This is a genomic window from Spartinivicinus poritis, from assembly GCF_028858535.1.
Lineage (GTDB): Bacteria > Pseudomonadota > Gammaproteobacteria > Pseudomonadales > Zooshikellaceae > Spartinivicinus > Spartinivicinus poritis.
In genome coordinates, this window is sequence record NZ_JAPMOU010000032.1 from 45,873 (window position 1) to 71,235 (window position 25,363).

General features: G+C 40.1%; 20 protein-coding genes. 5 read left to right on the top strand and 15 right to left on the bottom strand.

The features are described from left to right. The first annotated feature begins 22 nt into the window (after positions 1–22). The gene (locus tag ORQ98_RS20270) at positions 23–1,129 is read left to right on the top strand and encodes a C10 family peptidase (protein WP_274690645.1); all 1,107 of its coding nucleotides are present in this window, start codon (positions 23–25) and stop codon (positions 1,127–1,129) included. On the opposite strand, the gene ORQ98_RS20275 is transcribed toward ORQ98_RS20270, so the two are convergent. Then, positions 1,126–3,822 carry a hypothetical protein gene (locus tag ORQ98_RS20275; protein ID WP_274690646.1) on the bottom strand — a complete coding sequence of 899 codons (2,697 nt, stop codon included), beginning with the start codon at positions 3,820–3,822 and terminating at the stop codon, positions 1,126–1,128. The genes ORQ98_RS20270 and ORQ98_RS20275 overlap by 4 nt on opposite strands. A 529-nt stretch (positions 3,823–4,351) precedes the next feature. On the opposite strand from ORQ98_RS20275, the gene ORQ98_RS20280 reads away from it, so the two are divergent. Together ORQ98_RS20280 and ORQ98_RS20285 are read left to right on the top strand one after the other, a co-directional pair. Beyond that, positions 4,352–4,762 (top strand): hypothetical protein, encoded by a 411-nt coding sequence (locus ORQ98_RS20280; RefSeq protein ID WP_274690647.1) that lies wholly within the window; start codon positions 4,352–4,354, stop codon positions 4,760–4,762. Positions 4,763–4,849: 87 nt separating this feature from the next. Beyond that, positions 4,850–5,209 (top strand): hypothetical protein, encoded by a 360-nt coding sequence (locus ORQ98_RS20285; protein ID WP_274690648.1) that lies wholly within the window; start codon positions 4,850–4,852, stop codon positions 5,207–5,209. Between the two features lie 62 nt (positions 5,210–5,271). Here the strand turns inward: ORQ98_RS20285 and ORQ98_RS20290 are convergent, their stop codons facing one another. The 4 genes from ORQ98_RS20290 to ORQ98_RS20305 form a co-directional block, all read right to left on the bottom strand. After that, positions 5,272–5,958, bottom strand: a complete 687-nt coding sequence (locus ORQ98_RS20290) for a DUF6962 family protein (RefSeq protein WP_274690649.1) — start codon at positions 5,956–5,958, stop codon at positions 5,272–5,274. 3 nt (positions 5,959–5,961) lie between these two features. Next, a complete protein-coding gene (locus ORQ98_RS20295; protein ID WP_274690650.1) occupies positions 5,962–6,540 on the bottom strand; it encodes a DUF1287 domain-containing protein in 579 nt (192 codons plus the stop codon). A 242-nt stretch (positions 6,541–6,782) separates the two neighbouring features. Then, on the bottom strand, positions 6,783–7,322 hold the full coding sequence (locus ORQ98_RS20300; protein WP_274690651.1) for a hypothetical protein: 540 nt from the start codon (positions 7,320–7,322) through the stop codon (positions 6,783–6,785). Between the two features lie 147 nt (positions 7,323–7,469). Next, positions 7,470–7,829, bottom strand: coding sequence for a DUF1801 domain-containing protein (locus ORQ98_RS20305; protein ID WP_274690652.1), 360 nt, complete (start codon positions 7,827–7,829; stop codon positions 7,470–7,472). A 389-nt stretch (positions 7,830–8,218) separates the two neighbouring features. On the opposite strand from ORQ98_RS20305, the gene ORQ98_RS20310 reads away from it, so the two are divergent. Then, the gene (locus tag ORQ98_RS20310) at positions 8,219–9,097 is read left to right on the top strand and encodes an ABC transporter substrate-binding protein (RefSeq protein ID WP_274690653.1); all 879 of its coding nucleotides are present in this window, start codon (positions 8,219–8,221) and stop codon (positions 9,095–9,097) included. 130 nt (positions 9,098–9,227) lie between these two features. On the opposite strand, the gene ORQ98_RS20315 is transcribed toward ORQ98_RS20310, so the two are convergent. From ORQ98_RS20315 to ORQ98_RS20360, 10 genes are all read right to left on the bottom strand, one after another. Beyond that, a complete protein-coding gene (locus tag ORQ98_RS20315) occupies positions 9,228–10,862 on the bottom strand; it encodes a Vps62-related protein (protein WP_274690654.1) in 1,635 nt (544 codons plus the stop codon). Between the two features lie 172 nt (positions 10,863–11,034). Continuing rightward, positions 11,035–11,403, bottom strand: coding sequence for a hypothetical protein (locus ORQ98_RS20320; protein WP_274690655.1), 369 nt, complete (start codon positions 11,401–11,403; stop codon positions 11,035–11,037). A gap of 41 nt (positions 11,404–11,444) precedes the next feature. Continuing rightward, entirely contained in the window at positions 11,445–12,368 is a 924-nt protein-coding gene (locus ORQ98_RS20325) for an alpha-E domain-containing protein (protein ID WP_274690656.1), read from the bottom strand. Next, positions 12,369–13,823: a circularly permuted type 2 ATP-grasp protein gene (locus ORQ98_RS20330; protein WP_274690657.1), complete on the bottom strand. Its 1,455-nt coding sequence runs from the start codon at positions 13,821–13,823 to the stop codon at positions 12,369–12,371. It lies immediately after the preceding gene. Between the two features lie 704 nt (positions 13,824–14,527). After that, a complete protein-coding gene (locus tag ORQ98_RS20335) occupies positions 14,528–14,803 on the bottom strand; it encodes a hypothetical protein (protein WP_274690658.1) in 276 nt (91 codons plus the stop codon). A gap of 181 nt (positions 14,804–14,984) precedes the next feature. Continuing rightward, positions 14,985–15,623 (bottom strand): hypothetical protein, encoded by a 639-nt coding sequence (locus tag ORQ98_RS20340; RefSeq protein WP_274690659.1) that lies wholly within the window; start codon positions 15,621–15,623, stop codon positions 14,985–14,987. A 294-nt stretch (positions 15,624–15,917) separates the two neighbouring features. Beyond that, complete coding sequence (locus ORQ98_RS20345; RefSeq protein WP_274690660.1) at positions 15,918–16,796, bottom strand: transglutaminase family protein; 879 nt, start codon at positions 16,794–16,796, stop codon at positions 15,918–15,920. Next, the gene (locus tag ORQ98_RS20350; RefSeq protein WP_274690661.1) at positions 16,793–19,267 is read right to left on the bottom strand and encodes a circularly permuted type 2 ATP-grasp protein; all 2,475 of its coding nucleotides are present in this window, start codon (positions 19,265–19,267) and stop codon (positions 16,793–16,795) included. Before ORQ98_RS20350 ends, ORQ98_RS20345 begins: the two co-directional genes overlap by 4 nt. A gap of 17 nt (positions 19,268–19,284) precedes the next feature. Continuing rightward, positions 19,285–22,602, bottom strand: coding sequence for a transglutaminase family protein (locus ORQ98_RS20355; RefSeq protein ID WP_274690662.1), 3,318 nt, complete (start codon positions 22,600–22,602; stop codon positions 19,285–19,287). 219 nt (positions 22,603–22,821) lie between these two features. After that, positions 22,822–24,123 (bottom strand): YncE family protein, encoded by a 1,302-nt coding sequence (locus tag ORQ98_RS20360; RefSeq protein WP_274690663.1) that lies wholly within the window; start codon positions 24,121–24,123, stop codon positions 22,822–22,824. Between the two features lie 170 nt (positions 24,124–24,293). Between ORQ98_RS20360 and ORQ98_RS20365 the strand changes: the two genes are divergently transcribed. After that, positions 24,294–24,890 (top strand): DUF922 domain-containing Zn-dependent protease, encoded by a 597-nt coding sequence (locus ORQ98_RS20365; RefSeq protein WP_274690664.1) that lies wholly within the window; start codon positions 24,294–24,296, stop codon positions 24,888–24,890. Positions 24,891–25,363: the final 473 nt, after the last annotated feature.

The window sequence follows — 25,363 nt, forward strand, 5'->3', positions numbered from 1 at the left end:
AGTTTTACTCACAAGGAATAAAATGATCAAAAAGTTACTTGCTATCACTGTATGCTTAACGATTTCACTTATACCTATCCAATTAATAACTGCTGATACACTTGCACCTTTTATTGAGCCTTTAACCAAAACAAAATGGGGGCAGGGAGCGCCATACAACAAAGCAACACCCTTGCTAGGTGGACAACAAACCTATCCTGGCTGTGCTACCATTGCTGTTGCACAAATAGTCAGTTTTCATCGCTACCCTCAACAAGGCAAAGGAAAAGTATCTTATTGGTGGGATCTTGGCTCCCAGTATTTATCTGTCGACTTTTCCAGTTACACTTTTAATTTTAATCAAATGCCTAACACATTAACTGGTGCATCCCGTGCAGAAAAATCCAATCTAACTGATTTTATCTATCGAATAGGTGTAGGCTTACATGCAGCGTTTGGCACTGAGGAAGGGACCGAAGCATCAGGTAAATTAATCGAAAATTTACTGCGTTATAACCTTAACTATGGTAAATCTCGGCGCAGTATGTACAGCGTAAGCAAAACAGCTGGCGACTGGGTTATGTATTCCGATGCCGAATGGCTAAATATGATAAAAACTGAGCTTAATAAAGACCGACTTGTTTTATATATGGCTCAGAGTCAAGACGGCACAGGCCATGTATTCATCATTGATGGCTATAATCAACACGATGAAGTTCATGTGAACTGGGGATGGGCCGGTGCTTATAATGGTTATTACCAATTAAATGAGATGAATCCAGATCCCAACTACCCCAATGAAAAGTGGATTGTAAACCCAACTATGTTTATTGGGCTAGAGCCAAAAGAAACTCAAACACATCCTACACTAGAAGTAAAACTTAAGTCAGGGCGTTTAACAGAGGGAGAATGGGTCTTTTATGGTCCTTACTCTAACAAAACAGGAAAACTAAAAGTTAGCATGAGTGGAAACGGTGATGCCGACTTATATATTCAGCATGGTGCTCAGCCTAACGAAGAAGACTATATCTGTCGCCCTTATAAAGAAGACAGCCAAGAAAGTTGCCAAATTAACAGCCAAGGCGACTATTATATTGGCATACAAGGCTACGCAAAAAACTCTCAATATAAGTTAAAGATTACTTTTTAATGAAAAACTCTTTGTTGATACAAGGGGTTATTCTGCCAAACTGTATCAGAAGACTGGTATAATGGACTGTTTTGCCAGTCAGGTTTATTATCAAACTCCATACCAACGGCCTGCTTAAATAACCTATTTGCACTATCATTTGCAGGCTTAAGGTTAATTAAGCGTCCCTGTAATACATGCCCTATATGGTTAACCTGATTTAATAAAGTTTCTCCTATACTTTTCAGGTTAGTTTTTAGCCGGTCAGCTAATGAACTCCCATCCTCATATTTCTCAGTAATCCAATTACTTTGGTGATTTGCCCACCAGGGCTTTACCTGCTCAGATAAAAACTGACAAAACTTCTCTTTCGCTTCAGCAAATTTTTCAGGTGAATCAGGATGATCATATACTTGCTTCATTGCACTATTGAAATCATCTCTCAGTTTTACAGCATCTTTTTTCTCACTATCAGTTTTCCCAATAGTTTCCAGCTCTTTTAACCAATGCTGAGCTTCCTTAAATAATGCCGTTTGCTTTTCCTCAGCGAGACCAACAGAGGCGCCTATATTAGAAAATAGATCTTTAATTGCCCCATTATTAGCTTTAAGAAAGTCTTGCCAATCACCATTTAACTCTTTATTGCGGAAAAAGCGGTTGTGCCGTGTCATCACATAACTCAGGGCATTATCTGCAACCTTCTCTCCCAATACTCTGGTATCATAATGAGCAACGCCTATCTTGCCTCCAATTTCAGCGCCAGCTGCAACCGGCGCACTTCCACCAATACCAGCAGAAACAGACTTGCTCAATAAGAAACGAGTAAATTGTTGTTGATATTGTGGTTGCATATTTTTAATTGATTGCTGGTACTCTGGCTTAAAGAAACGTACCATCATTTTCAAAGCACCAGTTCCTGCAATATCTGCATTATTCTGCAAAAAATTACTGACTTCACCTTTAAATATTTCTGGGTCTACCAAACCAGGATAATCATTTGCTAGCTTCGATGTAATTGTGTCCATCAGCCCTGTCACATTACCCACACTGGCTGTACCTTCTATTTTTAACTCAAGGTCTATGTAATCCCCCTGCCGCAAGCGACTGGGGTGAACACGATGACGCTTTAAAATAGAGGTTTCAATAGCAACTGGCCCAGCAGATACATTAAATGTTGCTTTTGTGTCTGCAATACTTAAGCGAATTAATTGTTTAAATGAAGCAATGTCTTCCAGTTTTTGTCGAGAATGCTCTATGGGAGGAGATTCCAATTGATAAGCAATCTGCTCCATTTTTGTAGTTGCTTGTTGTAATTTCTCGTCAGAAACAGAGGAGTTTTTCAGCTCAGCACCAAATAATGCAAATGCTCCATGCATTGCTCTTAACAACTCGTGCCGTCCATTAGCTCCCCAACGAGACTCAATTTGATGCTTATCACCACGTAAACTTTTATCGTCAGCATCATATTTTTGGACGGTTGTAATGTAGCTATTAAATTCCGTCTCCAATTTATTTAAAGCACCTAGTGCTTTGTCATAAGAATCTGATCCCAGGCCCTCTTGATTGAGCAGCTCTTTTCCATATTTTACCAACGACTCAGGTAGTTCATTAATCCGTTCAGCATTTGTTTGAATGACTCGCCAGAAATGGCTTGGTACAAACTCATAAATTTCAGTTTGTTCTTTAGCTAGTTTTATACCTGCAGCTGCAGAAAAATTTGTTGAAGGTATGCCAACTGAGGCAGCCCCATCTACGCTGCCAGCATATTTATTGATATAACCTCTCAATGTTTCAGGCTGTTGTGGTGGTGTTGCTACAACTTTTGCAGTTAAACCCAACTCTTTCTCTAGCAACTCATTTAATTTATGTTGATTATTAACCACCTTCTGTAATTGCTTTTGGTATAACTTTAACTCTGAACCAACATGGCCTGGCAAATGATTGGAAATAAAACGACCAATCGTACGCCAGGAAAAAGATTTTGCAGCTTGTTTCAGCTCATAGTCACTTCGATTTAAACTGGTTAAATTATGTGCTTCCATATGCACATAGGATTTCACATTATTATATTCTTCAAAAGTTAAGCGAGAGTATGCTCCTTTAAGCCCTCCCCCTGCTTTTGCTGCTCCAATATTAGCTCCACCATGTATGCCTGCTCCCACCGTGCCAACTTTGGTACGAAAAAATAAACCCTCATCATCTGCATCAAGAATATCCTGATACTCAATGCCAGCACTTCCTTTTAATTTTGCACCATATACATTACCACCACCTTTCACTTCAACACGTAGCGACTTAACTTTAGATGCTCCCACATCACCAATTGGCTTTAGCTGTTCATATAAGTTTGTCTCAATATCAGTTCGCGCTTGTGATAACCAATCAGCAAATAACTGATCAGCCAACAAGCCTGTCAGCTCTTTTAATTGAGGGTTATCAAATTGTTTAGCTACTTTGGAGAGTTGCTTTGAAAGGACAGCTACTTCACTGATTGACAGCAAATTATCGCCACCATTGTTTTCTAATCTGGCATCAACTGTTGTCTGAATACTTTTCAGAGTATTTTGCACTGCTTCAAGCTTGCTTGACTTAACATTAGTCAAAACCCGGCTACTCAGCTTATCCACTACCTGACTCATGTCAGAGGCTAAGGTTTGGTGCTTATCGTTACTTAACTGAACTGAGTTATAAGCTGAGACGTTTGTAGACCCCATTGGCACTCCAGACAGACTATCTAGTCAAGTGTTAGATAAGTAATGCAATGTAGACAACATATGTCTATTTTTTACTCACTCACTTGTATTTTTATTGAAAGAATAAAGTCAGTCTAAACCATTTCGGTAAATACTTATTTTTATAATTAGTCGAAAAATTTTAATTTTTAGAAAAAAGTGACTCAATTAACATTAAAAATAGTCAGACATTTTGGCAATTTTATTTAGTTTTATCAAAAATGGTCCAACAAACTACTCTACACAAGAGGTTTTTTCAGGGGTAAGCATTAATTAAGAAAACAATAATATTCTAATAAAAGGTTAACTATTAATGTAAATACAATTATTGAGAATAGATCTTATTTACAACTGACCAGCAATCATTTTCCTGAAAGCTATGTCTTACAGGTTGTGTCTTAAAGGAAATATCTTAAACCTTAGTCTAAAGGTCTTTCGCAGATGGTATACATCATGTGACTTGCTTAAGGAGATAACAATATCTTCATAAAAACTCGTTAGAGGCTATGCTATGGTAGTTTTTCAGACTTACTTAAATGCATACTATTCACAAATGCATCAACTAACTATCACTATTCTTAGTGAAAACCACTGCTATTCTGCAAGGGACTATGAGTTTCTAAGAAGACTCGAGATAGAAACGAGTAATCATTATAATATTTTTTTAACCAGTTTATCATTTTGTAGTAAAGACTCAGACCAAGTGAGTTTTGACTGGTTTAGTATTATAGTTAATCAAATTACACTTCACTCGCAGCTATTCTCAAATCTAAAAAAAATGTGTATGCCTTATCTAGCCGTTTATTTACAGAACCGGTTGGCAAAGCCACTTAAACTAAGCAATGGTATTAAAGTACTCAACTTATCCCCTTGGACTTCAGTGGATGAAATTCATCAAACCTTAGACCAACTGTCAAAATAATCATACTCCCCTCACCAAAACCTCGCGAAGGCTACCCATTGTGCTACTTTGATAATTATTAGTTAACAATTACAGGATAATATTACTATGGATGCTGCTCTCGCTGGTTTTGGCTTTGGCATGATCATTGTCATGATGCTTATAATGTTAGTCGTTGCATCTCTTTTTCTTATGGTAGGTGCTAATGTTGCCAAAATTAAAGGACGTAGTTTTGGTAAAGCTATTGGTGCAACTCTAATTTCTATAATAGTCAGCTTTTTAATTGCTTTGGTATTTCCTATAGGTGCTCTATTAGGTATTATTATTGGTATTGTCGTTGTAAAATTTGTTTATGACAGCTCATGGGGCCAAGCAATTATTGCTTATATCATATCAATTGTTGTCAGTATTATTGTAATGGTTGGGCTATTCTTCCTATTTGGCATACTTGGTGTAGCCACTGCATAAACCTGGTTCACTTCACCCAAGCCTTGGATTCACCAAGGTTTGGGTCATTATTCATGGTAAGTTTAGTTACTTAGTATTGCCCCTTCATTCTTAATAAACGTAGTATTTCTTTTAATTCCTATTTTTAGCCCCCAGCCAAGTAAGCCAATAGCAACCATTTGAATAATATGAAACAATCCATTATGGTCAAGCGGCACAATTATCGTTAATGATAAATGACTTTGCTGAACCAAAGCCGCTATAATATTTACGCTCACAGCTAAAGCAATAATCCCTGCACCAGGTAATTGCTTGCGAACAGCCAGCATTAAATAAATAATGAATACTCCTAACATAACAACTGCTTGATAAAGCACAAATACAACAAAGCCTTTATCTACAAAAAGTGTTACCAGAAAAAAGCTTACTCCTAGCCCAATTGCTACCGCCAGAGATTTCGTTGCTACTTTTTCACCCCAATAGTCGTATATACCACCCAAACCGGTAAGAGCAACGGCTAAACCAAGTGAAAAATTAATCGGCTTCCAAAGTAGCTGACGAGTCGTATCTGAAAGTTCAAAAGTATGTACTACAGCACCCAATAAAGCGGCGATTGAGATTAGCCCTAGTACAAAACACCATAATGATATTTTCCAGCGATTTAATCTAACTTCCTTGTATAACTGAATAATCACAAAAACAGCAAAAATAGCAAGAATAAAATCCGTAACACCTGTCGTTATTTCAGTAAACTTATTATTAAATTCCATATATTAGTCCGGTTTGTATCGGTAACGCCCTGTTACCTCATAAACAAACAACATATCCTCCAGTACCGGACCAGCCCCAATATTATGAACTACCAATGGACGCTTACCATCCGCTGATTTCTGGTTAGAAATAATGCCTATGTGGGGTAAGTTACCAGGTAACGTCCAGGTTACCAGCTCTCCAGGTTTATAGTCAGCGCCCTCTTCTGTCACAGGTAATTTTTCACCACGCCGGGTAAAAAATGCTCTTAAATTTGGTACTCGCCGGTGGTCAATATTTTTGTCAGGCCTTGTCAGCCCCCAAATTCGTTTAGACGGGTATGCACTAAATTGTTTTTTTATATCTAGGTGCAAAGCTTGTTGTAAGTCGATACCGAGTGTTCGATAGCTTCTGATAACAACATCGGTACAAACACCAATATTTTCAGGCACATCACCATTGGGGTAGTCAATAACATAATAAGAACCATCGTAGGTGATATCATGCTGTGTTCGTTCTTCAGCAGCACTTGCTAGTGATTGATAAAAGTCATCAGCAATCGCATTAACAGAAAATAGTAAGAGTAATAATAAAATTCTCATTAATTAGCTTCTCATAAAAAAACTATTTGATACAACCATATAAATGAAATTGATACAAGTATTACCCTCTCATAAAACTATTTTATATCCAATGTATCAATTAATGGTTAAACTCTAATCGACTATTAACGTTAGTATGAAGAAGGCTTTAAATACAGGACAAGTGAAGGCACTATTATAAAAAAGAAAAAAGGAAAGTGTTTGGCCCCTTACCTTTTGGGTAAGAGGCTAAAGTAACTGTTTTAAAAGGTATCTCTAGGTGGCTCTATAGGAGGACAACTCTTCAATATGTTATAACATACCTCAATATCTTCTGCAGATTGCATTCTGACCGTTTCCATTGTATCAGCGTCAGTAAAGCTACAAGCACCACGGCCCAGATTCACAGATGCAGATCCTCCCTCAAATATTACACTAATAAAAACGCCATCATCTGTAACAGTTGTACACATATCAGGCAAATTTTTCACTAAATGACAGCAAGGACATTCTGGCTCAGGTTCTACTACAGCTAAGCAAGGCATGTCAGGATCATTTTCAGTTTTTTTCTTATTGTAATTACTCAAAAGTTGCTCCATTGAGTTCTTATTAGAATCTGGACCTAAGTCCTGCGCCTCACAATAAGCGTTACATAGTCCAAATAGACCAGGGGTAGCATCTATTAAAACGTCACAAACTGTTTCTTCAGCTGGCGTCATACCGTCAGGGGTTTTTGCATGAGTACTTACACTCACAACTGAAAACACCACGGAAAATAACGCCGTATACCATAAACTTCTCATATTTACTCCTCATAGCTGGTATAGTAAGCAATAGTGCCCTTTATAAAAGGCAGAATTTAGGCCAGTAAGGAGAAGTTATTCATGATATTTTTTATTGCTTTTTGTAAAAAATATATTTAACTAATACAACTTAGGACTGATAATTTACTACCCACTTGTTGCTTGCTTTATATAGAATGAGGCATTTTTTTCTTTAATATCTTTTATCTCGTGTATTTTTAAATGTCTTCTTCTTTTACCTTTACCTTCTAAATACCCTGATGGATCTGAAAAGTCAGCACCATTACTAAACTCAATGGAAATATGTTGTTTATATGGGAAAATGCCACCTACCAATGAGCTTGACTTAACAAAAACTAGGCCGCCATATTTAATCTCTTCAGTCAAACTCTGGCCTGTATTATTAAATAGCTTTTTAATTGACTTAATTATATCCAACTGTTCAGGAGAAACTAACCCAATATCATTAAGAAATTCTCTAACCTGCTGATTTTCTGATATATTCATACCCTAGCCTTACTGTTAAGATAACCAAGCGTAATATAGTCTGCTGGGCTGCAAACAAATCTTCAATAGTATTTACTATTACAACATACTTCCTTCTCTACTCAAGCTCTGGTCTTGAGTTGCACTTGTTAACTTTCTTGCCCATACATCTTTCGTGCAAGGCATAATCGGAAGCTTACGAGCCTCTCAATAACAACTACTATTATGAATAGTTAGTGTAAAAGTTGGCCACATAAACAATGAAAACGGTATTAGCTATTGCCACAGCTTTAATATCAATTACCCTTGCCGTACCAGGTGCTAGTAGCAATTACACACCCAAACAAGTACACAAACTATTAGTGGTTGACTCCCAAAAGGCCGAGTTATACAGAATTCTTCGTGAGTCAATGATAGAAGAGCTATCCAGGCTTGGCTATAAAGAGCATAAAAATCTTGAAATTAGTTACTATTCATTAGCTCATTATGAAGGCAGAGCTTTCCATATTTGGGAAACGCATAAAGATCAAGGATATAGAATAGTTTTTGTCAATGGTACCATTGCTACACGAGCTTTTAAGCAGCTTGTTTTTAATAGCCCTTCTGTCAATGTTGTATTTGGTAATATCACTGACCCTGTTGGTGAAGGTGTAATTGATGATTTTATAAGTCCTCCAAAGGCTAATTTCACTGGAGTAAGTTATCCAGTCAAAGTAGACGACCGATTTAGATTTATCAGAAGAGTCATGCCAACAGCCAAAATATTTGCAATTATTTATGCAGACATGCCTCAAGCACATAGTTATAAGAAGTGGGTTGAAAACATGTTGAATTTACAAGAGTTTAAAGACATAAAAATCATATTCAGAAAAGTAAAGTTCGTTAAAAGTGAAGGAGGTCATAAGCGTATGGCCTCATTTGCAAAGGAGCACATATTAGAGCTAAATGAAATAGTTGACGCATTTATTTCTTCTAATGATATGATGGGTGGACAAAAACCATTTGCTGAAATAGTTTATAAACACGCCACTAAGCCACTGATCGGCTTAGGTAAAAATGATGTAATGGACTCCTGGGGAGCTACTGCCTCTATTTACCCATCCCTAATTTGGGGAGGCAAAAAAGCTGCACGCATGATTAAACGTTTATTCGAAGGTGAATCAATCAAAAATATCATCCCTGTCTGGCCTGCTACTGGCATTGCAATCGACTTAGTAAAAGCGAAAAAATTTGGCTTAAATATTCCGAATGACGTTATAGAAGAAGCTGGTGATAACATTATAAAATAGCCTTCATTCACCTATAGCCTCGTAATGATATACTTATCAATACTGCCATAAGCTGCTCAATATTATAGTTTTAATCATAAGTATAATATGAAAGGCCCTTATTAGGGCCTTTCATATCAATTAGCTAGTACTAAAATTCATTTTCATTCCAGCTACTTTTTGTACCTATATTACTTGGAGCATTTTGGTCTTCACTATAAAAATAAGAAAATAAAGAGCTACCAATCAAGCCCGCTAAAGAATTACCTATAAAGGGGCCAAAAAAGTCTACTGCTACTTTTCTTGCCTGATTAACAGACATTCTTGCTTCTTTTTGTGGCCCCCATCTAAATTTAAGCTCTGCCCAACCAGCTTGCTCATAGTTTACAACATAAAAGTTGCCTTTTTCATAACTGTTGAAACGACTGCCTTTATCCGTATAGTTAAGTAGATCAACATCTAAATGCCCTGTACACTGCCCCAAAATTCTTCCTGTACATTTATGCAGTACACGATGAGAGTTTTTTCCTTTACCGGAATAGCTCGCATGGCCATTTTTGGAAGAATAAATAACCAGATGATTGTTATCCCAATCAACCTGATTAGCTAATTTAACTTCACCATAATTATGTTGAGCAAAGTAAACTGAAGTAACTTTTTTAGATGAGTTATCAAAGCGAAGCGTAACATGCTCCCAATCTGCTGTATGTTCACCAAATGGTTTTAATTCACCAGCATGACTATATATCTCACCTAACCTAACTTTGGCAGTACCAGGTCCATTATATGAGTAAAAAAACCAAAACTGAATATCTGTGTAACCTGGCAAAACATTTTTAATATGCACAACTGACTTTGCTCTACCAATGTTGCCTGATTTCAATGCTGATAGATTATTTGGTTTAAGCCAAATACTGTTAGCAGAACTCCCACTAATATTATCTGCAGACTTTATGTAGTTATAATCATCTTCAAAAGAAGCCAAAGAAGTTTGAATTTTACTGCCTTTTTCATTAACTAACCAAGCATTATTCATATAATAAAATGGCGAGTCTAACTTATATTTTTCCTTAGGATGAAGATATAAAATCGGCCCATGTTTCTTGATTAACGCCAAAATTTCTGATTTTGTTAGCTTTTGATCAACCACTGCATTTTTATTTAATACATTAAATAGTAGGCTTGATGAAGGAGCAGTACGGCTTGATCTTGCTACAAATAAATTCATATCGAGGCCATCAGGATGGTTCGGCACTATTTTCCAAGAACCAAACTTCTTGTTAGCACCAGTACCTTTATCAGTCCACGTTACTTGACCTGCTTTGGCTGACACCACCAGGTTGGACTTAACACACCTGATTTCATCTATGGAAGGCTCATGATAGCCACGCTGGGCAACAACGCCAAGGCACTTGTAACCAGTCGGCGGGTTTGGCTGCCAGAATGAGCCATTCCATTTCGCACCAGAACCTGAGTCTTTCCAAACTCTGGTATAACCTACCGGTTTAGCTAAAGAACCTGGCTTCACTTCCTTTACCACAGCAACAGACTCCGTTGGAGCACTGTAACCTGCTTTAGCATAATGTCCTAATCGGTAGTAGCCAGTAGGAAGCTTTGGCCGATAATAACTACCATTATACTTACCACCAGACTTCTTATCCCACCATACTAGGTCAAACTGATTTACATATTTAATGGCTAAGGAATCTTTTGTAGTATTGGCTGCTACACCTGTTGTTGTGGCCGCTAATGCGACAAAAGTTGTTATTGTTATTATTTTTTTCATTAATTAACTACTCCAACATGATTATTTCAAACAGGCAGTTATATCTGCCTCTATTTTTTTGAGCAAAAATTAGGCACTCATATATTCATGAGCTAAATAATTGTAATTTATTGGCACCCATAGGGGAAAACATTTATTAACAATCAATCATAAATAGTAGGCACTTACATTTTTATTCTATCTTTTCCAGGCTTACTTTAATTTTTTTTGGTTTATTCTTCTGGTATGCGTATGTAAAATAATGAAAACTATATGTTCGAGGAATAATGACTTTTCTTTGCAGCTCTTCTATCAGAACATCATCACCATTTATTATGGTATAAATATAAATAATTATTAAAATCTGCTTTTTAACTTCTGCTCGACTTAATATATTGTATTTTACTCGACAATTATTATTTTCACATTGATAAGATTGACGGGTTAGTATAATTTCAGCGGTTTCTTGTTTAGCTCTATAAAATAATAACATCACCACCAATGTAATAAGTACACCGATAGTAAGTAAAGCAATAATTATATTACCGCTTTCTTTATTCAAGGGCACCTCTAATAATTGTTTATGGCCTATTAGAGGTGCCCTTAATGCAAAAAATACTGTTCTGATAACTGCTGATGAATATCCGCCAAGTCTATCTGTAACTCATCTATATAAAGGTGCAATACATTCGTATCCTTTAGTTTTGCTGCGTCCTGAGCACGTAGCTCATTAATACTATGCTCTATTCTATCCACCATATCAGTATTGTTGGGCATATCCTCTGTTAATCTGCGTAAAGTATTTAAACAAAACAATACCGAACGGGGAAACAAATTATCCTTTAACATAAACTGTAGTACTTCACGCGGCCTTACCCTTACCCCCATTTGTTGACGATACATTTGATAGGCACTTAATGAGCGCAATACACTCATCCACTGAATATTTTCAAAAGGACGGGATGTTTGGTTATGAATTAACCTTGCTGAACGTACATCAACTATTCGAGAAGTCATATCGGCTCGCTCCAACAATGAGCCAAAACGAATAAAGGTATAACCTAAATTGTGGTTTAAAGTAGCATCCAGTGCACCAAAAATTAAATGGGCAGATTCCACCACATGCTTCATAAAGAAAAAACGACCACGCTTGCTTAATGCCCCCTGGGCATTTTCTTTAACAAAATAATAACTACTGTTAATTGCTTCCCACACCTGTCGTGGTATTACTTCCCTTACCGTTCTGGTATTGTCCCGTGCTTTTAATAGCGAACTGAGAATAGACGACGGATTATTTTTTTCAATAATCAAATATTCAAGTACACTGTTTTCAGAAAAATCATCATACAACTCACGAAATGGCTCGCGCGTGCCAATAATATCTATTAATGGCTCCCAACCTGGTGACACACCCTTAGGTAAATCCATTAATAACAAATTATTAACATTTACCAAACGGGCAATATTTTCTGCTCGTTCAACATAACGGGCCATCCAATATAACGTTTCTGCTACTCGAGACAACATTTATAGCCCCTCCTCTTCAACAATCCAGGTATCCTTACTACCCCCGCCCTGAGAGGAGTTCACCACCAGAGAGCCTTTCACCAATGCTACCCGAGTCAAGCCACCGGTTGTCACATAAGTTTGCTCACCAGCAGATAAAATAAAGGGCCTTAGATCCACATGCCGTCCTTCCACTTGCTCCTTATCTAAAGTAGGTACCGTTGATAAACTCAGCGTTGGCTGAGCAATAAAATTCCGAGGGTCAGCTTTAATTTGCTCAATACACTTCAACTGTTCTTCACGCGTGGATTTAGGACCAATCAATAACCCATATCCCCCTGATTCATTGGCTGGCTTCACCACCAGCTTGTCTATATTTTCCACTACATAATTAAAGTCATCAGGCTCAAAGCAACGGTAAGAATGTACATTTGGTAAAATTGCCGATTCACTTAAATAATACTGAATAATATCTGGCACATAAGTGTAAACGACTTTATCGTCAGCAACGCCAGCACCTGGAGCATTTACCAGCGCTACATTGCCTTTTCGCCAAGCCCTTAATAAACCTGGCACACCTAGCTGAGAATCTGGATTAAATGCTTCTGGGTCTAAAAACAGATCATCAATTCGTCGATAAATTACATCCACCCGCAGTAAGCCAGAAACGGTTTTCATATAAACGCAATCATCATCATTAACCACTAAGTCCCTGCCTTCAACCAATTCACACCCCATTTCCTGAGCCAGATAACAATGCTCAAAATAAGCGGAGTTATAAATACCAGGGGTTAATACCACAACTTCCGGAGTATCAAGTGGGCGAGGTGACATTGCTGTCAACATATCAAATAACTGAGAGGGATAGTCACTAACTGGTAATACTGAAATTTGCTCAAATAGATCTGGAAATACCCGCTTCATTACTGAGCGGTTTTCTATCATATACGAAACTCCAGAAGGCACACGGAGGTTGTCTTCCAGTACATAAAAAGTGCCATCTTTATCCCTGACCAAATCAGTACCACAAATATGAGCCCAAATTCCTTTTGGTGGACTGATACCCACACACTGCGGACGAAAGTTGACTGACTTATTAATTAGCTCCTGGGGAAATACACCATCTTTAATAATCTGCTGGTCATGGTAAAGATCATCAATAAACAGGTTTAAGGCTTGCACCCGCTGTACTAAACCCGCCTCTACTTGTTGCCACTCTTCATTACTGATAATTCTCGGGATAATGTCAATAGGCCAAGCCCGATCAATGGAACTCCCCTCACCATAAACGGTAAAAGTAATCCCCATTTCTTTTACCGCAAGTTCTGCTGCAGCCCTGGCAGAATCCATTTCTTCAGCAGACAATTCTGATAAAAACCGAACCAGAGCTTGACCAGACTGGCGAGGCCGACCATTATCATCAATCAATTCATCAAAAAAACCACTACATTGATACGCTTGCCAGTCTATTGTCATTAACATTCCCTCGTTGTTAACAGTTAAACTCTTGAATCTGAAGGGTACCGCTAATAATTGTTTATGGCCTCTGCACAAGCTAACAGGGTCTTGCATAAGACGGCTTGCGAAGTGTAAGCCAACAAGTGCAAGTGCCTGTCAGGCAGCGCCTTTCTGGACCGCCTGGTAAACCCGCACTCAGTGCTGTTAGTTTTCGACAGGCCACCAGCATGCCTTCAAACTAACGCCTTGATTACGAATTTACCAGAAGGCCAGAGACAGCAAACAATTATTAGCGGTGCCCTTAATTAATAGCAGTGATTTAACGGGTTTTCACTTAGAAGTGTAATACAGGCAAGTCATTGAATGAAAGAAACATCATAACGAAATAAATGCTAAGGGAGTCAAAGGTAATATTACATTTTTATTGCAGAATTTATAAATTTTTCTTTTTAAATCAACGTAACTTATTAGCTTTTTAATTATATAAAATGGGCTTTAAAAAGTGCTTACACTTGATAGGGTAATGAGGTAAGTTTGTCTTATGTTTATCAGACCTTGCTTTGCCTTATCATTACTTGCTTTGTCTTATTCATTAAATTACCTAAGTAATTGGCTACTTTTTATCAAAAAAGCAACACCTTAATAAGGGCACCGCTAATAATACCGTTATATTAAGCGGACAAGCTAAAAGTGGCAAAACAAGAGCTGATTCCATTAAGGTGCTATGAAATATTGACTATATTCATAGGGCATTTGTTATGTTTGCAAGCCTCCACTTCAGGCTTCACTATCGTACTAGCAAACTCAATTGGCTCAGCAAAACCAGGTCTTCTGCCATCACTTCGGCCAATAGCAATATTTGCAAAAGTGTTTGAAGCAGCAAACTCTATAGGCTCCTGTATATTGTCAAATCCCCCAGAACAGATTCGGTCTAAACAATTAGCATTAACAACTGAGACTGTGGCCATGACTAAGACAAATGCTGTTTTTTTAAGCATGTTACTTTCCTTTTATTGCTCCCGTAGTTAAGCGGCGCAATATACAACGATATACGCATAAATAATGTAACTTTTATTTAAATTAATGCTTTAATATGTAAATAGTACTGACGTTTCAATTAAGATTATCAAACAACCACTTCTAATTATACATAACTGACTTAATTCAAACACTTAAACCCTACAAATAAAAATTACACATAAACGCTCTAAAAAATAAAACAACCATTATCAGCAGAGTAAAATACCGAACCCCCACTTTCCAGGGCTTGACTGTATTCTGCGCTAGACTCCTTCTAGAAGTAGCTTGCTGTACTATTTGGATAGGGATTATCAAAAGTGTGTATACAACCAAACCAATAAATAAGGTTATAACCAAAATTAGTGCTAACTCTCTGTAATACATAGCTCTATTCAAATCAAGCTGAAGTGCATGCTTGTAGGCTGTATCTGCGTCCATCCAGTTAATTTGTATATTTAATCTGCTTAATTGCTGATAAAACTGCTGCTCAGATAATAGTTTGCTGGAATGATTTGTACGTTTACTTAGTATGTAATAGTTGCTTTGATTATCATGTATTCCATACCTTAAATAAATGCTTTTTGTATCCCAAAACAGCTGTTGCAAGCGCTGGTAATGGCCATGTTTATCTTTAGGACTAAACACTTTATTACCAGCATTAACAATTTCAGCATAATCTGCATTTACTTTAACTAAACGCACCTTATGAGAAAGATAAAGATCAAACTCGTCACTTGCATAAGTCTTCAGAGCAAGCAAAGAGATAAATATTACAATAACCAACCTATAAAAGTTCACTACCGGCTACCAGTTGTTTTTTTGAAATCATATAAATTCTTAACAGCCTCCAGCCTAAAAACAGTATCCCTCCAATCCAAATACTACTGAATATACATAAGGAGACGACGATTAATATGGTCAATACGATTGATGCCCATATATAATTTAAAAAATCATTTTTCAAATATACCCAATGCGAAGAGTTTTTAGGTGAGGAGATAAATACTGCTATCACGAGTCTTACAATAGTAGACTCGCCCCTCACCCCAACCCTCCCCCAAAAGGAGAGGGAGCTAAGGACTTAGTACTAGACTAATCCACTACCCTTTTCATATCCACAGCGACTTGCAATTGATGGCTGCCACCACCGAACATAATGCCTTTTAGCGGTGTTACATCCCAAAAATCCCGGCCGATTGCCAGGGTGACATGTTGCTCGGTGGGTTGCAGGTTGTTGGTGGGGTCGAAGTCTAGCCAGCCCCAGTCGGGTACATACAATGCAATCCAGGCATGGGTGGCATCAGCACCTTCAAGTTTTACCTGGCCTGGTGGCGGTAGGGTTTCGATATAACCACTGACATAACGGGCCGCTAAACCAAGGCTGCGCAAGCAACTCAGAGCCAGGTGAGCAAAGTCCTGACAGACACCTCGTTTATGCTCAAATACCTCACTTACTGGCGTATTTGTCGTGGAAAATGCAGGGTCAAAGGTAAACTCATTAAAAATACGGGCCATTAAATCTTCACAGCCAGCCACAATTAGCTGCCCAGGGGCAAACGACTGACCAGCATAATCCCTTAACTCCGCATTGGGTTGGGTGGCAAAGGTAGGCAAGCAAAATTCAGCTGCTTGTAAGCTTGCCAAATTAATAGGCTGCTGGAGTTGATCACGCGTTTGTTCCCACGTTAATTGTGGGTCAGCCAATGACTGGGGCGGCGCTAAAATCTCAACTTCACTGCTAGCAGTTACCACCATTTGCTCATGCATGGTGGGCACCTCAAACACTGATACCTGGTTATTAAAATAATCCTGAAAATACACTAAATAATCAGCATTAGGCGTAATTTCCAATTGATGACTCAAACAGCGTTGATATTGATTCGTTTGCGGGGTTAACCGAGCATGGTTTTGACTAAGGCTGACCTTGTCGTTGTATTGGTAGGTGGTGACATGCTTAATCTGATATTTCATAGCTGCCCCACAGGATCAGTTGACCAATTAAGTTTATGGGCCGTTTTAGTGTGAGAAAAATACTGCACCTGGAGTATTTCTTTAAAAGCCTCCAGGTGTTGTTTAGCGACTTGCATTAGCTGCTGCAGCTGTAAACGACTTCCATCTTCTACCTGACACAACTGATGCCTATCAATTAAATTGCAGTCTGCAAACAGCCTCAATAACGCTTTTTCCGTAATACTCATAAAGCCAGGATTACTTTTACTCGGCAGCCACTTACATAATGAAGTCAGCTTTTTCACCTGAAATGCCAGCGACCTAGGGTATTCAGCATCCAACAATAGCAGCTCAATACCTGTATCCACCCCCTGATACATCCGATAACGCCGACGATGAGTAATCGAACTAACCTGAGCCACCAGCACTGCTTCCAACAGGCTTTGCTGCTGAGCTTCAGGCAGCTCATCACACAGCAATGCTGCCACCATACTGGCTAGCTGCGTACTGCGCTCCAGGCGCCGACCAATATCCAGCACAAACCAGCCATTGCTGTTAGAAATACTGTCCACCACCGAGCCGTTAAATGCCATTAGCAAGCCAATGACACGATCCAGCATGGACTGAAGCATATGAGTAGCGACAAAAGAAGCTTCTTTTTTTAGCCGCCGGGCTTCTACTTCCAGGCTCTCGACAATTCGCAGACTATCATAAGACAACAACTCTCTTACCTGCATGGTAGAGCCCAGTAAAGCACTGAGCGTACTGTGCAAGCTGCCAGTGATTTCAAGGCTGTAAATACATTGATGGGCTAACTGTTTACAGGCAGAAGTCGTTGTATCCGTTTCCAGCAAAGATTCACTTTTATAGGGATAAAGTAATAGTTGCTGCTCAATAGCTGATTTAATTCGGGCAATGGCAATTCGACTTTTAGCATCCGGATAAATAGCCAGCTCCGTAAATAAATCAATAAACAACCTTAATAGCCGACAGACATCTTCACAACGCTCAAGATAGCTACCCAACCAAAACAGGTTTTCAGCCGTACGGCTGGGGATAAGCCCTTCCACCAATGCCAGGTCTGAAGTCTTACGTAGTGACTTGGGTAACACTGGCGCCAACTCGGTAGGAGACCGGGTTTGCACCCAGGTATCTTTGATCAGGATATTGTTATCCATCGAATGAGACATGCAAAGTGCTGAGGGTAAAACACTGATTTCACCTTGATGCACCAGAGCAAAACAACGTAAAAACATAGGCTTTGCATGCAGCTGTTTATGCTGCCAAAAAGGCGCTTCAGTCAGATTAACTTTACGTTGAAAAAACACTTGCTCAGGAGTGGCATTAATGACTGACCGAATTTCATCTGACTCCAACTCCCCATCCAGCTTTTCTGTAGAACCCCAGTAGCGACAAAGCTCATAACCTGGCCAATCCGCCTCTGCTAGTGCCGTAGCAGCTACTGTTTCAGGCTCGGTTAAAAGCAACTGCTCTCCTAACAAATACTGAGCAATCTGGGCAGCATGGTTTCTAACTGCCGGCGTCATTAATACACCGTTACCAAACGGATTAAGCAGCTTTACTGTTTGCGAGCGCACCGCTTGCAACAACCCTGGTATTCCCTTTTGGGAAAAGTCCGACTGCTCTAGCGTGTCCAGGAAGCGATCATCTATCCAGCGCAGAATCACATTCACTTTTTTCAGGCCATCCAGCGACTTTAACCAGACTTTGCCTTTACGTACCGTCAAATCAGCACTGCGAACCAGCGTGTAACCAAGATAAGTGGCTAAAAAGGCATGCTCAGAATAGTAAGGGTCGTCTGGGCCACTAGTGAGAATGACCACCCGAGGATCCCTAAGCGTCAATGTAGATTGGCTAATGGCCTGTTGCAGGTGATGAAAAAAATCTGCAATACGTTCAACCTGGCACTCGGCAAACTCTTCACTCATAATCCGCCGAGCAATAATCCGATGCTCCAATAACACCCCAAGTCCTTCAGGCACCTGGCAGTAGTCATTTAACAGATAAAACTGGCCGTTATGGTCTCGGCCAATATCCATAGCGACTAAAAACAACCCTGTCTCATCAACAGGTAAGCTATAGCGTTCACGCAAATATTCTGAATGAGCAAACAACTGCTCAGCCACCACCAGCCGTTGGGTTAACAACCCTCTAGCCCCCTGCAAATCACGAAGAATCGCATCAAGCAGACGGGCTCGTTGAATTACGCCTTGTTCCAGTTGCTGCCACTCAGCTTCTGGCACAAGCCAAGGCAAAGGATCCAGCTGCCATGAGCGCTTACCTCCACCTTCAACAAAACCACTGTTAAGCAATAAACGCTTAATTTCAGTGGCACGGTGATTAATATCCCCACTACTAAGGTGCTGTAGATAATGAAAAGCAGCTACATCCTTGCCAGGGTGCTGAACCAGGTATTGCGACATCCATTCTGGCAAGCTCGCGGGGTCTAACACCCCTTGGGTTATATCCACTATTCTGCCTGCCTTTATTAATTGGAAGGTCGTCGTAAATCCAAAGTATTAGGATAGTCAGTATTTATCCGCTCATCTTTGGGTAAAGTGAAGTCCGCTCTTGCCGGATGAGGACTCAACTGACGTTTAATTTTGCTCGCCATCGACAAAGAGCTATTTTGCTGCTGTTTTTCTTGTTGTGGTGCATAAGGAGGAGTATGGCCGTGACTCCAGAATCGGGCAATCCGCCGCCCTTCTGCCTCAAAAGCATTAACTGGAAACACCTCAAAAGAGCGACCACCTGGATGAGATACATGATAGGTAAAGCCCCCGACTGATCGTCCAGACCAACTATCGAACACATCAAACACCAGTGGTGCATGCACTCCAATAGTAGGGTGCAAGCCGGAGGCAGGCTGCCAAGCTTTATAGCGAATACCCGCCACAGCCTCCCCCTTGGTTGGCGTATGATGCAAAGGTACTCGACGTCCATTACAGGCAATAATGTAACGATCTTTCGGAATATTGTTGACTCGTAACTGCACACGCTCCAGTGACGAATCAACAAACCTGGCAGTGCCTTGTGAAGTAGCTTCTTCTCCCAGTACATGCCAGGGCTCGATAGCGGTTCTTAGCTCAAGGTGAATATGGTCAATTTCTCTGGAACCACACAGCGGAAACCGAAACTCAAAAAACGGCGCAAACCATTCAAGCTGGATGTTATAGCCTGCTTGCTGTAAATCCTGGCAGATCTCTTCCATATCTTGCTTAACAAAGTGGGGCAATAAAAACTTGTCATGCAGCTCTGTCCCCCAACGAATCAGCGGTTTGTGATAGGGCTTCAGCCAAAACCAAGCCAACAACGTTCGTAACAACAGCATTTGCATCAGGCTCATTCTGGGATGAGGCGGCATTTCAAAACCACGAAACTCAACCAAGCCTAACCGGCCAGCAGCCGAATCAGGCGAATACAACTTATCAATGCAAAATTCCGTACGATGAGTGTTGCCCGTTAGGTCTACCAGTAAATGACGTAGCAAACGGTCTACCAGCCATGGAGCGGGTACCTCTCCTTCAGGCATATGGGAAAAAGCAATTTCCAGCTCATAAAGCAGCTCATCACGGGCCTCATCCACCCTAGGTGCCTGGCTGGTAGGGCCAATAAATAAGCTGGAAAACAAGTAGGAAAGACCAGGATGATGCTGCCAATAGGTAATAAAGCTGCGCAGTACATCAGGCCTGCGTAAGAAAGGGCTTTGCATTGGGGTTGGTCCACCCAGGGTGACATGGTTCCCTCCGCCCGTGCCAGTATGGCGACCATCCAACATAAACTTATCTGTACCCAGGCGGGCCTGTTTGGCCAGAGCATAAAGCGTTTGGGTGTTCTCAACCAACTGCTGCCAGCTGTAAGCAGGCTGAACATTGACCTCAATAACACCTGGGTCTGGTGTGACTGCAAATTTTTCCAGACGGCTATCGGGTGGCGGCGGGTAGCCTTCCAGCAAAACGGGCTGCTGACAGGCTTCTGCGGCGCATTCCACCGCTTGTATCAACTGCAAATAATGCTCGGAATAACTGAGGGGTGGCATAAAAACATAGAGTTTGCCATCACGAACCTCGACACTTAGCGCGGTTTTAAGCAACCGATTGCCAACATAACCTCGCTGCTTACCAATGATTTCGCTGTATTCTGGCGGAATATCAGCAGGGTCTCTGTCCTCTATTGAGTCGGCCTCCCCCAGGCTTTCCAAGGGAAGCCGATAACCTATGGGGGAGTCACCTGGTAGTAGAAAACAGTAACCTCGCTTAAAACACCATACACAGCTCTGCCAGCCATCAAACTGGTAATCCCACTGTACTGGAATCACATAGCCTGCAGGCTTATCCAGGCCTCGTTCCATTTTTTGTAAGAAACCTTTACGGGTCATTGCCTGGAGCAGCTCCGGCTGCTTGGGTGAAACAGTTTCAGGCAAACACCCTTCTTGCCATAAGTGATACAGCACATCTTCATACGCCGTTACCAACACCTGTTCAGTTAAGCCCAGCTGGCAGATCAACTGTTGCGCAAATGCTTGGGCACTCGCTTCTGTGTAATCGCCTGGCTGGTTAAAATCTGCCTGAAGCTTAGGGTTCTGCCAAATGGCTTTCCCGTCTTTGCGCCAATAACAGGCATACTGCCAGCGAGGTAAAGATTCACCTGGATACCATTTACCCTGCCCATAATGACGTAAACTTCCCTTGGCAAAGGTTTGCTCCAACTGCATAAACAGGTTATGCGCCAGTTGTCGCTTTTCCAGGCCATCTGCTTCCGTGTTCCACTGCGGGCTTTCCATATCATCAATAGAAATAAACGTGGGCTCTCCTCCCATCGTTAACTCAACCCCAAGCTCCCTTAATTGTGTATCAACCTTTTCACCCAGCTGGTTAATAGCTAGCCACTGCTGATCAGAGTAAGGTTTGGTGACCCGTGGTGTTTCATGGATGCGAGTGACTTTATTAAGAAAGCTCAACTCTGCTTCACATTCATCAATATTGCCTGTGACTGGCGCAGCAGAGGCTGGCTCTGGGGTGCAAGCCAGAGGAATATGCCCTTCACCAGCAAATAATCCTGAGGTTGGGTCCAGTCCTATCCATCCAGCCCCTGGCACATACACTTCAGCCCAGGCATGGAGGTCAGTAAAGTCCTGCTCTGGACCACTGGGGCCATCTAACGACTTTTCATCGGCTGTTAACTGCACTAAATAGCCAGAGACAAACCGAGCAGCTAACCCCATTTGACGAAACAGATGAACTAATAACCAGGCAGAATCCCGGCATGAGCCGATTTTTCGCTTTAAGGTTTCATCCACTGATTGAATACCCGGCTCTAGCCGTATGTTGTAACCAATGGACTTAAAAACGGCCTGGTTGACTGCCACTAAAAAGTCCACTGTAACCAGTTCTTCCTTTGGTTTTACAGAGTCAATCAACGTTTGAAATGCCTTAGAAGCGGGTTCTGTTTTCAGATAGGGCAACAGGTCATGCTTAAGCTGTCGTTCATAATCAAAGGGAAAATTGTCTGCATAAGATTCTAGAAAAAAATCAAACGGGTTAATTACCGTCATATCAGCAACCAGGTCGACGGTAAACCAGAATTGACGAGTTTGTTCTAGAAATACCACCCGAGCCAAATAATTACCAAACGGATCCTGCTGCCAATTAATAAAGTGTTTTTCAGGAAATATTTTCAAAGAATAGCTTTTAATCAGGGTGCGACTATGAGGTGCAGGACGCAACCGAAAAACATGGGGAGACATGCTCACAGCTTTATCATATTGATATTCTGTGTGGTGGGTTAGCCCAACCGTTATGGTCATAAGCAGTTCAATCCTTTGATTATACTCTTCGCGAATGATTTTTAGGCTTTGTTACCGTCGCTCTTCACCCCAGTCATTTAGCTTATCTAAACTCCTGGGGCTTCATCACTTGGTGGCCTCGCCTAAATAACCCTTCGCTGTGAGTATATACCACTTTATTTTTACACCTAAAAATCATTCATAATGGGTATATTCCTGTAAAAAGAGATTTCGCTTTAGTTACAAAAATAGTACCTTCCAGTCTATTGGCACATAACCTTCACGAATTCGTTGCGGGTGATCCCCCACATCAATACGAACAACCTCTTCTCCTGTCTTGTAATTTATTACAGACATTTGATCGGTCTCACTCCAGGAAATATAGCAATTTTCTCCAGCTTGATCACTGGTAACCCAATAAGGCTTTTTCCCCAAGCCAGTCAGCAGCTGATATTCAAACGTATTACGGTTCACCAGTGCGACATAATCATCCATGGTACCTGCCACACATAAAGTGTCACCGGCACTGTTCATTGCAATACCGTGATGGGCCGAGTCATTAACATACTGGTTGATTGGCATAGCAGGCACCAGGTTAGGCAACTGTGCCATCCGGGTTATTATGTCCTCCTGCATATCATATTCAACGAAGCCGTGAAGAAATGATAATTGAAAATAAAAGAAACGTTCATCAGGTGAATGAGCCATCGGACGGATAGCTGGGCTCAAGCCATGTAAACCTGCCTCTTTTAACTTATCCGCCATATTGAATTGCTTAATAATTTTTAGCGACCTGGTATCAACAACCTGAAATGTGCGTTTACCCTTAGTAAAGTCCAGAAAATACTCATCCAGAGGTGTAAATACCATACCGATACTGGCGTGATATATTTTACTGCCATCTTTGGAGTAAACATTCTCATGGGGTGAGTCACCACTTGGAAACTGCCCTAATTCTTCACCGGTTTCCACATCCAGTATATGAACCACTTTACCCGTTGAAGCAGAAACAGCCACCTGAGTGCCATCCGGAGATAATGCCATATGGTCTGAACGAATACCTTTAACAGCAAAACGCCAGGCTATTTCATTGGTAGCGATATCAATGCCAACTACATCTGCAAAACTGGGCCGGGATACTATTAGCAGCCGCCCATCTCTTGTACTATACATGTCGTCCACAAGCTGGTCATGACCTTCACCAATAAAATGTCGGATTGCCTGGAAAGCCAACAGCTTTATTGGGTTAAAAATAATCTCCCTCATTCGCTCCCTTTTATCTGGAACACCATTGATACGTCCTAATTTGGCGTATGTTTCAGCATCGATAACATCAATCATCCCCTCCCAGTTATTGCCGACAAAGATAACTCGACGGGCTTCCTCTTTAATCCCTTTATTAGCCGATAAGGCACTACTGGATGCTCCCACTAGCAGTAAACTGATCAATAACGTAACGACTAAATACAAGCGCTTAGATAGCTGTTGGAATGGGCACCTGGATAGGTGCTGATAAAGTAGATGATTACGGAATAAGTGCATCGCTTCCTCCTTGTTTTTATTTATTTAACTCCTCTAAAATACCTACAACGGCTTATACATGATATGGTAAAAATCACCTATTACTCGCACATTTATGAGCCTTCTTCATTTGATACCCACTCATGAACCATTCGCTTTGGCTATATTTACAGTCTGGTATCAACATATACATGAGCACCACCAGTACAATGAACAAGTATTTACCTTTTGTGTTTTTATGTTCGACACTACAGCTACAAGCTGAACCCAATGTGTCAATTAGCTATAAATTTTATGACATTTACCCTAAGTCTTTTAAAGAAATTGAAAAGGAAATGAATGACAGAACACCTATCTTAAAAAATGGTGTTCGTTACAAAGGTTATACTGCCTGGTATGTTAAGTGGCGTTTTAAATGGTGGAATGATGGCAACAGCTGCAAGATTACTTCTGTATCAACTTCGTTGGATGTTTCTTATACCATGCCAAGAATTCCTGATAACTTTACAGTTAACCCATCTATTCGAAAAGCCTTTAATAATTATTACCAGGTTTTACTGAAACATGAGCAAGGCCATAAAGATTCTGGTTTGTTTGCAGCAAGGGATATTGAGAAAGCCTTATTAGGCCTTGGCAGTTTCAATAACTGTAAAACTTTAGAAACCGCTGCCAATAATAAAGGGCATCAGGTTATTAAAAAATATAATCAACGAGATATCAATTATGATAAACGCACCAAACATGGAAGATTACAAGGTGTTGATATTAATAGGTTTATACCAGACTAGCCTAAAAACCATTCGTATTGTGTGTAGCTATAAAATTTAAAAATATTCTGCGCTAACTAAGCACTCAGTTGTTGATAAAATCCTTTTTATTGTAGCTAATATAGAGTAATAAACATATATTCATTAGATAGCTAAATGACAGTACAAAGGTTAATTTTTTCTATCAAGTTTGAACTTCTCAAGTTGAGCTGAAAATTCAATTACTGCTTGCACAAATTGTATGTATATATGTTTTACTATCTGTAAGAGGATGTAATTTATTTATTAGTTCACCTGAGCAACAATTAACCTTGCCACTAAATAAATTCTAAAAAAATTTCATCAGTGTCAAGGATGGTAAAATAATGCATAAGACTAAGTTATTATCAGCTAAAAAAACTCTTATTTTTGCCTTAGTATACCAGTCGCGAATCATTTCTAGGTTCAATAATACAGCATCATGTGTATAATCCACTGTTATGAGAGGATTTGAA